Here is a 12,216-nt window from a genome sequence, read left to right on the forward strand (position 1 = left end):
GCTGGCTCGAAGGGCAGGTGAAAGCCTCCGTGACGGCGGTCCGGTCCACCCCGTAGACCCGGGAGGGGCCGGACCGCCGGCAGGTGGCTGATAGCAGTGCTGACTTATCTCATCAGGCGGCTCTTCGCCGTCGCAGTGATGCTGGTCGTCATCATCCTGGCGGTCTTCTGCATCTTCTTCCTGATTCCCAAGTGGACCGGTACCGACCCGGCCACCATGTTCGTGGGCAAGCAGGCCGACAAGGCGTCCGTTGAGGCGGTCCGGGAGAAGCTGGGTCTCGCCGACCCGGTGCTCGTGCAGCTCCTGGAGTTCTTCAAGGGCATCTTCGTGGGACGCGAGTACAGCGCCGGTGGCGACGTCACCAACTGCTCGGCCCCCTGCTTCGGCTACTCCTTCCGCACCGAGCAGGAGATCTGGCCGGTGCTGACCGACCGTCTGCCGGTCACCCTGGCCCTGGCCCTGGGCGCGGCCGTGGTGTGGTTGATCATCGGTCTCACCGCCGGTGTGGTCTCCGCGCTCAAGCGCGGTTCCATCTGGGACCGCATCTCGATGACCGCGGCCCTGGCCGGCGTCTCCCTGCCGATCTACTTCACCGGTCTGGTCTCCCTGGCCCTGTTCTCCTACCAACTGGGCCTGGTCAGCAACAAGTACACCCCGTTCGCGGAGAGCCCCGGCGAGTGGTTCAGCGGCATGATCCTCCCCTGGGTCACCCTGGCCTTCCTGTTCGGAGCCATGTACGCGAGGCTCACCCGCGCCACCATGCTGGAGGTCATGGGTGAGGACTACATCCGCACCGCCCGGGCCAAGGGCCTGACGGAACCGGTGGTCATCAGACGGCACGCCATGCGCTCCGCCCTGACCCCGGTGATCACCCTGCTCGGTGTCGACCTGGGTGCCCTGATGGGCGGTGCCATCCTGACCGAGACCACCTTCAGCATCCCCGGCCTCGGCCAGGCCGTACTCAAGGCGATCAGCGACAAGGACCTCCCGCTGATCCTCGGCGTCACGCTGATCACCGCCACCGCCGTGGTCGTCGCGAACCTGATCGTGGACCTGTTGTACGGCCTGATCGACCCGCGAGTGAGGCTCGGATGACCAACGAGAACGAGACGAGCACCCCGTCCACCCTGGCGAAGGACTCAGCCGGGGCCGAGACGGCCACCACCGGGACGACCGTGGGCACCTCCGCCCCCACGACCTCCACGCCGCCCAAGGCGTTCCTGGAGGTACGGGACCTGAAGGTGCACTTCCCCACCGACGACGGGCTGGTGAAGTCCGTCGACGGGCTCTCCTTCCAGTTGGAGAAGGGGAGGACCCTGGGCATCGTGGGGGAGTCCGGCTCCGGCAAGTCGGTGACCTCGCTGGGCATCATGGGCCTGCACACCGCCGGGCAGTACGGCCGGCAGAAGGCCCGGATCTCCGGGGAGATCTGGCTGGACGGCACCGAGCTGCTGTCCGCCGACGCCGAGCAGGTGCGCCGGCTGCGGGGCCGGGAGATGGCGATGATCTTCCAGGACCCGCTCTCCGCGCTGCACCCCTTCTACACCATCGGTCGCCAGATCGTTGAGGCGTACCAGGTGCACCACAAGGTGACCAAGAAGGTCGCCCGCAAGCGCGCCGTGGAGATGCTGGACCGGGTGGGTATCCCCCAGCCGGACAAGCGGGTGGACAGCTACCCGCACGAGTTCTCCGGCGGTATGCGCCAGCGGGCCATGATTGCCATGGCCCTGGTGAACAACCCCGAACTGCTGATCGCGGACGAGCCGACCACCGCCCTGGACGTCACCGTGCAGGCGCAGATCCTCGACCTGATCCGTGACCTGCAGAAGGAGTTCGGCTCGGCGGTCATCATCATCACCCACGACCTGGGTGTGGTGGCCGAACTGGCCGACAACATCCTGGTGATGTACGGCGGTCGCTGCGTGGAGCGCGGCAGCGCCGACCAGATCTTCTACGAGCCCCAACACCCTTACACCTGGGGCCTGTTGGGCTCGATGCCGCGTATCGACCGCGAGCAGACCGAGCGCCTCATCCCGGTCAAGGGCAGCCCGCCCAGCCTGATCAACATCCCCGAGGGCTGTGCCTTCAACCCGCGCTGCCCGTACGCGGACGTACCCGAGGGCGGCATCACCCGATCCGTACGCCCCGAGCTGCGCGAGGTGGGAGACGGACACTACTCCGCCTGCCACATGAGCCCCGAGCAGCGGGAGCGGATCTGGACCGAAGAGATTGCCCCGAAGCTGTGAGCGAGGACGAGCGGATGACGACCCCAACCGAGACGGGCGCCACCAAGACCGCTCCCCGGCAGGGCGAGACCCTGCTGAAGGTCGACGGTCTGGTGAAGCACTTCCCCATCACCAAGGGCCTTCTCAAGCGGACGGTCGGCGCGGTGCAGGCCGTCGACAACATCAGCTTCGACGTGCGGTCCGGTGAGACCCTCGGCGTGGTGGGCGAGTCCGGCTGCGGCAAGTCCACCATGGGGCGGCTGATCACCCGGCTGCTGGACCCGACCGCGGGGACCATCGAGTTCGAGGGCAAGGAGATCTCCCAGCTGGGGGTGTCCGGGATGCGTCCGCTGCGGCGGGACATCCAGATGATCTTCCAGGACCCGTACTCCTCGCTGAACCCCCGGCACACCGTGGGCGCGATCGTCAGCGCGCCCTACAAGCTCCAGGGGGTGAACCCCGAGGGCGGGGTGAAGAAGGAGGTTCAGCGGCTGCTGGAGGTGGTCGGCCTCAACCCCGAGCACTACAACCGCTACCCGCACGAGTTCTCCGGCGGCCAGCGCCAACGCATCGGCATCGCCCGGGCGTTGGCCCTGCGGCCGAAGCTGGTGGTGGCGGACGAGCCGGTGTCGGCCCTGGACGTGTCCATCCAGGCGCAGGTGGTGAACCTGCTGGACGACCTCCAGCAGGAGATGGGCCTGACCTATGTGATCATCGCCCACGACCTGTCGGTCATCCGTCACGTCTCGGACCGGATCGCCGTGATGTACCTGGGCAAGATCGTGGAGATCGGCGACCGGCAGTCGCTGTACGAGTCCCCGATGCACCCGTACACCCGGGCCCTGCTCTCGGCCGTGCCGGTCCCCGACCCGCGCCGCCGCGAGAAGGAGGACGGCTCGGAGCGCATCCTGCTGCGCGGTGACGTGCCCTCGCCCATCAACCCGCCCACCGGGTGCCGCTTCCACACGCGGTGCTGGAAGGCGACCCAGGTGTGCAAGACCGAGGAGCCCCCGGTCCACTGGGCCAACGAGGGGCACCGGGTGGCCTGCCACCACCCGGAGAACGCCCCGGACCAGCGGCCCGACGACGTGGAGTTGCTGTGGCCGGTGCGCGAGGTCGTGGCCGGAGGTGCCGCGGCGGCGACCCAGGACGCCGAACCCCAGGACGCCGGACCGAGTGACCTCACCAAGGCGCCGGCGGACGCCGGGGCCAAGGCTTCCGGGCCGCAGGACGGGCCCACCGTCTCCAAGGGGGACGACGTCAAGGAGTAGCCGGTCGTCCGCCACCGCGGCGACCCGTACAGGGCCGCTCGCCCCCTCGGGGGTGGGCGGCCCTCGCGCGTGGAGGCGGGGCGGGCCGGCGCCGGGGGCCGGTACAAAGGAGGGGTGCACCTCGGCTCCCTCGCCTCGTCGCTCCAGCACTGGCTGGACCTGATGGGCATCTTCGTGTTCGCCATCTCCGGCGCGCTGTTGGCCGTGCGGAAGAACTTCGACGTCTTCGGCCTGGCCGTACTCGCCCTGGTGACCGGCCTGGGCGGCGGCCTCTTCCGCGACCTGGTGATCGACGCGGTGCCCCCGGCCGCCTTCACCGAGCTGGGGTACCTGCTGACGCCCCTGGTGGCCACCGGCATCGTCTTCTTCCTCCACCCGCAGGTGGAGCGGATCAACAAGGCGATCCAGGTGTTCGACGCCGCCGGACTGGGCCTGTTCTGCGTCACCGGCACGCTCAAGGCCTACGACTACGGCCTGGGCCTCACCTCCTGCGCCGTCCTCGGGCTGGCGACCGCGGTCGGCGGCGGGGTGCTGCGGGACGTACTGGCGGGTGAGGTGCCCTCGCTGCTCCGCTGGGACCGTGAGGTGTACGCGGTGCCGGCGCTGGTGGGGGCCAGCTGTGTGGCCCTGCTGTTGCGGTTCGACGCGCTGAACGAGTTCTCCATGACCGTGGCGGCCGGCCTGGCGTTCCTGCTGCGGATCCTGGCGTTGCGCTACGGCTGGCGCGCGCCCCGAGCCTGGCACCGTCGCAGCGGTGCTGCCGAGGAGCCGTAGCCCGGGGGAGGGCGACCGAGATCACAACCAGCCAGTAATAAATGGTTGTACGGTGCCACCATGAGCGATGCGCGTGTCCGTAACCAGCGGAACCCGGCCTCAAGCGAGTTCGATCGCGCCACCGGGGTGCGCCCCCGGCCTGGTGAACCCTCCCGGTACGACGTCGACCTGAGCCCGGACTGGACCATCGGGGAAGCCCTCAACGGCGGCTACCTGCTGGCCGTGATGGGCCGGGCCCTGGGGGAGGCACTGCCCCACCCCGACCCGTTCAGCATCACCGCCCACTACCTCACCGCCGCCCTGCCCGGCCCCGCCCGGATCGACACCGCCCGGCTCCGGGCCGGCCGCGCCCACTCCACCGGCACCGCCGCACTGGTCCAGGTCGACGCCGAGGGGCGGGAGGTCGAGCGGGTACGAGTGCTGGCCACCCACGGACGGCTGGACGACCTCGGGGGCGAGGTGCTCACCAGCGCCAAGCCGCCCGTACTGCCTCCGCCCGAACGCTGCTTCGGCCCCGAGGACAACCCCGACCCGAACGCCGTCAACCCGCCCGTCACCGAGCGGTTCCAGATGCGCCTGGACCCGGCCACCTGCGGCTGGGCGGTGGGGGAACCCGGCGGAGTGGGGGAGATGCGGGCCTGGCTCAGCCTGGCCGACGGCCGCCAACCGGACCCGCTCAGCCTGCTGTTGGCCGTGGACGCCCTCCCGCCCACCGCCTTCGAGCTGGGCGTGAAGGGCTGGGTGCCCACCGTCGAACTGACCGCACACCTGCGGGCCCGGCCGGCGCCCGGACCGCTCCGGGTCGCGATCAGCACCCGCAACCTCGCGCGGGGGTACCTGGAGGAGGACGCCGAGGTCTGGGACAGCGAGGACCAACTGGTCGCCCAGTCACGCCAGTTGGCCCGTCTGCCCCACCAGCGCTGACCGGGTCGGGCGCCGGGCTCCGACGACCGTGAACGGTGGGCCCCACTCCGTACCGGGGCCGATGGATTCTGGCCATAGTGGTTTCGCCCGGGGTGCGGACGACGCGCGCCGGTTCGCCGACGGTGACCGTACGCGGTCGCCCGTTCTCCGTGCGCCTCCGGCGCACGCGCCGTCAGCGGCTCCGCGCTTTGTGTTCGAACGGCGTTCGCATGGTCCCCCACGTTCCCCCGGCGTGCGGGACCGCGTCGTCAGGTCACGGAATCCACCGTCTGTTCGGCGCTTGGGTCGGTGGGATGAATGGGTCGGCTTCCGCCGCGCGGGCCTTCGCCCGGGCGGTAGAAACACCCCTCGGGACGCCCCGCCGCCCACCGGCCGACCGTGACCGTGGGGGCCTCGGGGGTCCCGTGTCCGCGCCCGCCGCCCCCGGACCCGAGGGAAGCCTCTCCCGTGCCCTTCACGCCGCCTCCACCAGCCCTCGTACCTCCGCGACCGCGCCCGTACCGTTCGCCACTGACCGCCCGTCACCCCGACGTAGCGTCAGCACCCGTGTACATCAAGCCACTTGGCCCCTTACGGAAACGCATCACGCGGCTACACTCCCTCGCGCGAACAGCCTCTCCAGCTGACCCCGCCACGGAAGCGTGATGATCACCCCTAACGGCCCCGAAGGCCCTCACCAGTCAGCGGAAACCCGTCCTCCAGCGCCCGACCGGACGCCTCACCCCCTGACGTACCCGGGTCGGCCTCGGGAGGCCCCGTCGGTCGGAGGCGACCACCGGAGTCCGGTCACCCCCGGACCCGTCGGACACCCGGCCGTCGCCCGGCCCCGTCACGCGCCGTACGACCACCGTCCACCACACAGCAGTTGAGGACCCGATGACGAGATTCGCGCTCGAGGTGGCGCTCTGGTGCCTGGCGGCAGGTGTCCTGGTGCTGGGATTCCTGCTGGTACGGCAGACCCACGTCACCAACCTGCTCCGACGCCGCGTCAGCAACCTGGAGGCGAGTGTCCGGGCCCGCGACGAGGAGGCGGCACACCTCGCCGAGAAGCGCATCCCGGCGCTGGCCGACCCCCAGATGAGCCCCGACCAGCGGGTTCCCGGGCTCCACGACGAGCGGTTGACCGGCACCGCGTACGCGCAGAGCCTCCAGGCCACCCTGGACGGCTTCGCCCAGACCCAGATGCGGGCCCGCTCCCGCGCCGACGCCGCCGCCCGCTCCACCCTCCGCGCGGTCACCGAGGCGCTCCAGGACCTGGCCAACGAGCAGCAGCGGTCCATCTCCGAGATGCAGGAACGGCACGACGACCCGGACGTGCTGGAGGGCCTGCTCGAACTGGACCACCTCAACTCCCAGTTCGGCCGGAAGGCCCAGGGCGTACGGGTGCTGTGCGGAGCCTGGCCCGGCCGGCAGCGCGACGACACCCTGATGCTGGACGTCCTGCGCGGGGCCACCTCCCGCATCCAGGACTACCGCCGGGTGGAGATCAACGCCGACGAACCGGTGGCCCTCCTCGGACGGGCCGTGGAACCGGTCATCCTCACCGTCGCCGAACTGCTGGACAACGCGGTACGCCACTCCGAGCCCAAGACCCGGGTGCTGGTCAACACCATGCCGGCCCACCACGGACTGTCGGTGATGATCGACGACGCCGGCGTGGGCCTCACCCGGCGCGACGTCCAGCGGGCCGAGAACCTGCTGGTGCGCCAGCGGCAGGTGGACATCAACACCCTCGGCGTACCGCCCAAGCTGGGCTTCGCGGTCATCGGCGCCCTGGCCAAGCGCTACGGCTTCCAGGTGTCGGTGGACACCCGCTCGCCCTCGGGCGGCACCCGCGCCGTGGTGTTCCTGCCCAACGGGCTGCTCACCCCCCTGAACGAGCAGCACCCGCCCACCCCGCACCCCCGGGTCCCGGAACCCGAGGAGGAGCACGCCCAGGGATCCTGGGCCCCCTCCCCGCTGCCGCCCCGGCCGGAGCCGGCCACCCCCGCCCACGGCCTCCCCTCGGGCTCCGACGTGGCGACGCACCCCGCCCCGGGAGCCGAACCCGCCCCGGAGCCCGCGCCCGAGCGGACCCCGGCACCCGGCGCCCGGCCGCCCGCGCCCCGGGACAGCGGTTCCGCGGCGCTGCCCCTGCCCCCGCAGGCGCCCGCCGCCCCCGAACCGGAGCCGGAGGCGGCCCCCCGGGAGCGGACCACCGGAGGTCTGCCGCGCCGTCGCCGCCGTGCCCTCAACCCCGAGTACGCCCAGGCCGCCGAACAGCAGCGGAGCCAGACCGCCTCACCCCGACGCAGCGACCCGTCCGTGATGGGTGCCTTCCAGCGGGGCACCCGCGCCGGCCGTGCCGCCCAGTCCTTTGAAGACCCCCAAGGGAGCCAGTCATGACCCTCAACAGCAACCTCGACTGGATGCTCGACGACGTACTGAAGCTGCCCGGCACCCGGCACGCCCTGCTGGTCTCCAACGACGGGCTGTTGCGCGCCAGCGCCGGAGGCATGGGACGCGACGAGGCCGAACCCCAGGCCGCCGCCCTGGGCAGTCTCCAGTCCATCAGCCGCAGCATCGCCCCCTTCTGCACCAGCGGCCAACCCCTGTGGCGCCAGACCCTGGTGGAGTTCGAGGACGGCTTCGTCTTCCTCATCGCCGCCGGAGAGGGCGCCTACCTGGCCGTGTCCACCAGCGGCGACGTGGACATGGAGGCCGTCACCTACCGGATGCACAAACTCGTGGACCGCATGGGCCAGGAACTCACGGTGCCCCTGCGGCAGGCGACCGGTCCCCAGGCATGAAGGGCCGGCGTCCACGCGGCGGCGTCGTTCGCCCCTATGTGGTGACCCAGGGGCGGGCCCACCCGACCCGCAACATCCTCGACCCGGCGACCCTGGTCATGGCCACCCGTGACCTTCCGCTGGACGGGCTCAACCCGGAGCAGTACCGCATCATGGCGCTCTGCTCCGGGGGCACCCTGTCCGTGGCCGAGGTCGCCAGCCACGTGAGCCTGCCCCTGACGGTCACCAAGGTGCTGCTGTCCGACCTCATCGACAGCGGCCACCTGGTCAGCCGGGCACCGATCTCCGTGGCCCAACTCCCCGACGCGTCACTGCTCCAGGAGGTGCTGGATGGACTCCGTGCTCGCCTCTGAGCGCTATGTGCGCGACTCGGTGCAGACGGCCGTGAAGATACTCGTGGTCGGCCACTTCGCGGTGGGCAAGACCACCTTCGTGGGCACCCTCTCGGAGATCCCGCCCCTGCGCACCGAGGAACGGATGACGCAGGCCGGCGCCCTGGTCGACGACCTGCGCGGGGTGGAGGGGAAGACCACCACCACCGTCGCCCTGGACTTCGGCCGCCTCACCCTCAACGACCGGCTGGTCCTCTACCTGTTCGGGGCCCCCGGCCAGCAGCGCTTCAACCAGTTCTGGCAGGACCTCAGCCGGGGTGCCCTGGGTGCCCTGGTGCTCGCCGACACCCGCCGGCTGGAGGAGTCCGACCCCGTACTGGGCCTGCTGGAGGAGACCGGCACCCCCTACGGCGTGGCCGTCAACCACTTCGACGGCGCGCGGAGTTACGCCGAGGACGAGATCCGCCAGGCCCTCGACCTGCCGGACGAGACCCCGCTGGTCACCTGTGACGCCCGGGAGCCGGCCAGTTCCACCCGGGCCCTGATCGCCCTCGTACAGCACCTCTACGAACGTCCCCGCCAGGAGTCACCATGACCCAGCCCACCGCCGGCAACCCGCTCCAGCCGCCGCCGGGCTGCCCCGCTCACCAGGGCGCTCACCAGGGCGCCCACCCCAGGCAGGCACCCGAGGGGGGCAGCGGGCTGCCGATGCTCTACGGGCCCGACTTCGCGGCCGACCCCGAGCCCACCTACCGCCGGCTGCGCGAGACCGGGCCGGTGGCCTGGGTGGAGATCGCCCCCGGGGTCACGGCCATGGTGGCGACCAGCTACGGCTCGGTGCTGAAGATCGTGCACAGCCCCAACTTCACCAAGGACAGCCGGCGTTGGCGTGCCCTCAACGAGGGCAAGGTGCCGATGGACACCCCGGTGCTGCCGATGATGATGTACCGCCCCAGCCTGCTGTTCGCCGACGACACCGCCCAGAACCAGCCCCACACCCGGCTGCGCGCGGCCATCGACGACAGCTGGGGCCGGGTCGACCCCCAGTCGCTGCGGGACTACATCGAGCAGGCCGCCGACCGGCTGATCGACGTCTTCGCCCGACGGGGCGAGGCGGACCTGGTGGGGGAGTACGCCGAGCAGCTGCCCCTGCTGGTGTTCACCAGGCTGTTCGGCGCCCCCACCCCGATGGTGGACCGGATGGCCACCGCCTGCGCCCGGATGATCGACGCCGAGGGGCCGGTCGCCCAGCAGGCCAGCGCCGACCTCGCCCAGTGCCTGGGGGAGTTGGTGCACCTCAAGCGCGCCAACCCGGGGGCCGACGTCACCACCTGGATGTTGGAGCACCCCTCCGCGCTCACCGACGAGGAGATGGTGCACCAGATGGTGGTCCTCATCGGGGCGGGCACCGTGCCCACCTCGACCTGGACCGCCAACGCCCTGCGGCTGCTGCTGACCGACGACCGCTTCGCCGGAAACCTCTCCGGCGGCGGCACCCCGGTCACCGACGCCCTGGACGAAGTGCTGTGGAACCAGTCGCCGATGGCGAACTACAGCATGCACTACGGGGAGTTCGACGAGGAGCTGGACGGGGTGCTCATCCCGGCCGGGGTCCCGGTGCTGATCTCGCACGCCATGGCCAACACCGACCCGGCCCTGGTCGCCGAGCAGCGCCGGCTGTCCGGCAACCGCGCGCACCTGGCCTTCAGCGCCGGTCCGCACACCTGCCCCGCACAGGACGAGGCCCGGGTGATCGCCACCGCGGGCATCGAGAAGATCCTGGACCGGCTGCCCGAGATGGAGATCACCGTCCCGGTCGAGGAGCTGACCTGGCGTCCCGGCCCCTTCCACCGTGCCCTGAACTCCCTGCCCGTTCGCTTTCCGCCTGAGTCCGTGCTCCTTCACAGCGACGAAACCAGAGGAGATTCGCGATGGAATCCCGACAGTGCCCCGTACGGCTCGACCCCTCAGGACGTGACATCCACGGTGAGGCCGCCCGACTCCGCGAGCAGGGGCCGGCGACGCTGGTGGAGCTCCCTGGTGGCGTGGTGGCATGGTCAGTGACCCGCTTCGACGAGATCAAGCACCTGCTGAAGTCCCCGCAGGTCTCCCGGGACGCCCGCCGGCACTGGCCCGCCTACCAGCGCGGTGAGATAGGCCCCGACTGGCCGCTGATCAGCTGGGTAGCCGTCAAGAGCGCGTTCACCACCTACGGCGAGGAGCGGGTACGGCTGCGCAACCTGATAGCCAAGGCCTTCACCCCACGTCGTACCGAACGACTGCGCCCGCGCATCGAGGAGATAACCGAGGGGTTACTGGCCGAACTGGAGGCCCGTGACCCCTCCCAACCCGTCGACCTGCGGGCCGACTTCGCCTACCGCATCCCCACCCAGGTGATCTGCGACCTGTTCGGAGTGCCGGACGAGATGCGCGAGCAGACCCTGCGGGTCATCGACGCCGCGCTGGACACCGGGGCCACCCCGGAGCAGGCGCAGGCGCACTTCCAGCAGATGTGGGGCCAGATGGCCACCATCATCGCCTACCGCCGGGAACACCCCGGCGACGACATGACCTCCGAGCTGATCGCCGCCCGCGACGACGAGAGCGGCTCCCGGCTGGACGAGGACGAACTGGTCTCCACCCTGATCCTGATGATCGGCGCCGGGGCCGAGACGGCCGTCAACCTGATCGCCAAGGCCACCGTGGAACTCCTCACCCACCCCGAGCAGCGGGAGCTGATCGACCGGGGCGAGGTCGGCTGGGCCGAGGTGGTCGAGGAGACCCTGCGGCTGGAGGCCCCGATCATGCACATGCCCCTGCGGTACGCCGTGGAGGACATCGAACTCGACGGGGTGCTGATCAAGGCCGGGGACGCCATCCTCCCCGGGTTCGGGGCCGCCGGCCGGGACCGCTGCCGGCACGGGGCGGACGCCGACGTGTTCGACGCCACCCGTTCCGACAAGGAGCACCTCGCCTTCGGGTACGGGGTCCACTTCTGTATCGGTGCCCCCCTGGCCCGGCTGGAGGGCACCATCGCCCTCTCCCGGCTCTTCGACCGCTTCCCCGACCTGCGGCTGGCGGTTCCCGCCGAACGGTTGGAGCCCCAGGCCTCCTTCATCGCCAACGGTCACAGCGCGCTGCCGATCCGGCTCAACGGGGCGCGACCCCAGGCGGAGGCCGCCTGACCGCCGCCTCCCCTCCGACACTGTCGGCACCGCCGAGGGCCGCGAGACGGCCGTTCGGCGGTGCCGCCCGTCCTTGCGTACGCTGGAGGACGCAAGGGCAGAACACAGTGAAACGGAAGAAAGTGGACGGTTGATGTACGCGGTCAAGAGCACTCATCCCGAAGCCGATCTCAAGGTCGTCGCCGAGGCCCTCCAGGGCACCCTCGCCGACCTGTTGGACCTGTCCCTGGTCGCCAAGCAGATCCACTGGAACGTGGTGGGTCCCCGCTTCCGTTCCATCCACCTCCAGCTGGACGAGGTGGTGGACACCGCGCGCAGTTACGCCGACACCGTCGCCGAGCGTTCCTCCGCCCTCGGCCGTTCCCCCGACGGTCGGGTCGCCACCGTGGCCTCGGCCAGTGGCATCGGCCCGGTCAAGGAGGGCTGGCAGCAGGACTCCGACGCCGTACGCACCATGGTGGACGCCTTGGCCGTGGTGATCTCGCGGGCGCGTGAGAACATGAAGGCCGTCGGCCCGGTGGACGCGGTCTCCGAGGACATCTTCATCCAGATCGTCGGTGACCTGGAGAAGCACCACTGGATGTTCCAGGCGGAGGACGCCAGGTAAGGCCTTGATCTCCCTTCGCCCCGGGCCGGGTAGCCCGGGGCGAAGCCCTGTGTACGCCTTGCGGCCTTGCCCCTGAGGCAAGGGATTTGCCTCAGGGGCATCGCGTCTT

The 12,216-nt window shown here is 70.8% G+C and carries 12 protein-coding genes; all 12 read left to right on the forward strand.

Annotated elements, in window-relative coordinates; translation table 11 throughout:
• The first annotated feature begins 96 nt into the window (after positions 1-96).
• The 12 genes from ABZT14_RS07890 (at position 97) to ABZT14_RS07945 (ending at position 12,107) form a co-directional block, all read left to right on the forward strand.
• Positions 97-1,095 (forward strand): ABC transporter permease, encoded by a 999-nt coding sequence (locus ABZT14_RS07890; protein WP_356298393.1) that lies wholly within the window; start codon positions 97-99, stop codon positions 1,093-1,095.
• Positions 1,092-2,246 (forward strand): ABC transporter ATP-binding protein, encoded by a 1,155-nt coding sequence (locus ABZT14_RS07895; protein ID WP_356298395.1) that lies wholly within the window; start codon positions 1,092-1,094, stop codon positions 2,244-2,246. Before ABZT14_RS07890 ends, ABZT14_RS07895 begins: the two co-directional genes overlap by 4 nt.
• Positions 2,247-2,260: 14 nt before the next feature.
• Positions 2,261-3,496 (forward strand): dipeptide ABC transporter ATP-binding protein, encoded by a 1,236-nt coding sequence (locus ABZT14_RS07900; protein ID WP_356298397.1) that lies wholly within the window; start codon positions 2,261-2,263, stop codon positions 3,494-3,496.
• A gap of 162 nt (positions 3,497-3,658) precedes the next feature.
• Positions 3,659-4,270: a trimeric intracellular cation channel family protein gene (locus tag ABZT14_RS07905; RefSeq protein ID WP_356298574.1), complete on the forward strand. Its 612-nt coding sequence runs from the start codon at positions 3,659-3,661 to the stop codon at positions 4,268-4,270.
• A gap of 60 nt (positions 4,271-4,330) precedes the next feature.
• Positions 4,331-5,194 carry a thioesterase family protein gene (locus tag ABZT14_RS07910; protein ID WP_356298399.1) on the forward strand — a complete coding sequence of 288 codons (864 nt, stop codon included), beginning with the start codon at positions 4,331-4,333 and terminating at the stop codon, positions 5,192-5,194.
• Between the two features lie 876 nt (positions 5,195-6,070).
• Positions 6,071-7,579 (forward strand): ATP-binding protein, encoded by a 1,509-nt coding sequence (locus ABZT14_RS07915; RefSeq protein WP_356298401.1) that lies wholly within the window; start codon positions 6,071-6,073, stop codon positions 7,577-7,579.
• Positions 7,576-7,983 carry a roadblock/LC7 domain-containing protein gene (locus ABZT14_RS07920; RefSeq protein WP_356298403.1) on the forward strand — a complete coding sequence of 136 codons (408 nt, stop codon included), beginning with the start codon at positions 7,576-7,578 and terminating at the stop codon, positions 7,981-7,983. Before ABZT14_RS07915 ends, ABZT14_RS07920 begins: the two co-directional genes overlap by 4 nt.
• A complete protein-coding gene (locus ABZT14_RS07925) occupies positions 7,980-8,336 on the forward strand; it encodes a DUF742 domain-containing protein (protein WP_356298405.1) in 357 nt (118 codons plus the stop codon). The genes ABZT14_RS07920 and ABZT14_RS07925 overlap by 4 nt, the downstream gene beginning before the upstream one ends.
• Entirely contained in the window at positions 8,314-8,910 is a 597-nt protein-coding gene (locus tag ABZT14_RS07930; protein ID WP_356298407.1) for an ATP/GTP-binding protein, read from the forward strand. The genes ABZT14_RS07925 and ABZT14_RS07930 overlap by 23 nt, the downstream gene beginning before the upstream one ends.
• Entirely contained in the window at positions 8,907-10,379 is a 1,473-nt protein-coding gene (locus ABZT14_RS07935; RefSeq protein ID WP_356298409.1) for a cytochrome P450, read from the forward strand. The genes ABZT14_RS07930 and ABZT14_RS07935 overlap by 4 nt, the downstream gene beginning before the upstream one ends.
• Positions 10,364-11,500, forward strand: a complete 1,137-nt coding sequence (locus ABZT14_RS07940) for a cytochrome P450 (RefSeq protein WP_356298411.1) — start codon at positions 10,364-10,366, stop codon at positions 11,498-11,500. Before ABZT14_RS07935 ends, ABZT14_RS07940 begins: the two co-directional genes overlap by 16 nt.
• Positions 11,501-11,633: 133 nt before the next feature.
• Entirely contained in the window at positions 11,634-12,107 is a 474-nt protein-coding gene (locus tag ABZT14_RS07945) for a DNA starvation/stationary phase protection protein (protein ID WP_356298412.1), read from the forward strand.
• Positions 12,108-12,216: the final 109 nt, after the last annotated feature.

The organism is Streptomyces sp. NPDC005438 (assembly GCF_040606315.1).
Taxonomy (GTDB): domain Bacteria; phylum Actinomycetota; class Actinomycetes; order Streptomycetales; family Streptomycetaceae; genus Streptomyces.

Coding starts and splice junctions, on each gene's coding strand:
- ABZT14_RS07905 (WP_356298574.1), top strand. CDS start 3,659: ATGGGCATCTTCGTGTTCGCCATCTCCGGCGCGCTGTTGGCCGTGCGG.
- ABZT14_RS07935 (WP_356298409.1), top strand. CDS start 8,907: ATGACCCAGCCCACCGCCGGCAACCCGCTCCAGCCGCCGCCGGGCTGC.
- ABZT14_RS07925 (WP_356298405.1), top strand. CDS start 7,980: ATGAAGGGCCGGCGTCCACGCGGCGGCGTCGTTCGCCCCTATGTGGTG.
- ABZT14_RS07910 (WP_356298399.1), top strand. CDS start 4,331: ATGAGCGATGCGCGTGTCCGTAACCAGCGGAACCCGGCCTCAAGCGAG.
- ABZT14_RS07915 (WP_356298401.1), top strand. CDS start 6,071: ATGACGAGATTCGCGCTCGAGGTGGCGCTCTGGTGCCTGGCGGCAGGT.
- ABZT14_RS07920 (WP_356298403.1), top strand. CDS start 7,576: ATGACCCTCAACAGCAACCTCGACTGGATGCTCGACGACGTACTGAAG.
- ABZT14_RS07930 (WP_356298407.1), top strand. CDS start 8,314: ATGGACTCCGTGCTCGCCTCTGAGCGCTATGTGCGCGACTCGGTGCAG.
- ABZT14_RS07900 (WP_356298397.1), top strand. CDS start 2,261: ATGACGACCCCAACCGAGACGGGCGCCACCAAGACCGCTCCCCGGCAG.
- ABZT14_RS07945 (WP_356298412.1), top strand. CDS start 11,634: ATGTACGCGGTCAAGAGCACTCATCCCGAAGCCGATCTCAAGGTCGTC.
- ABZT14_RS07895 (WP_356298395.1), top strand. CDS start 1,092: ATGACCAACGAGAACGAGACGAGCACCCCGTCCACCCTGGCGAAGGAC.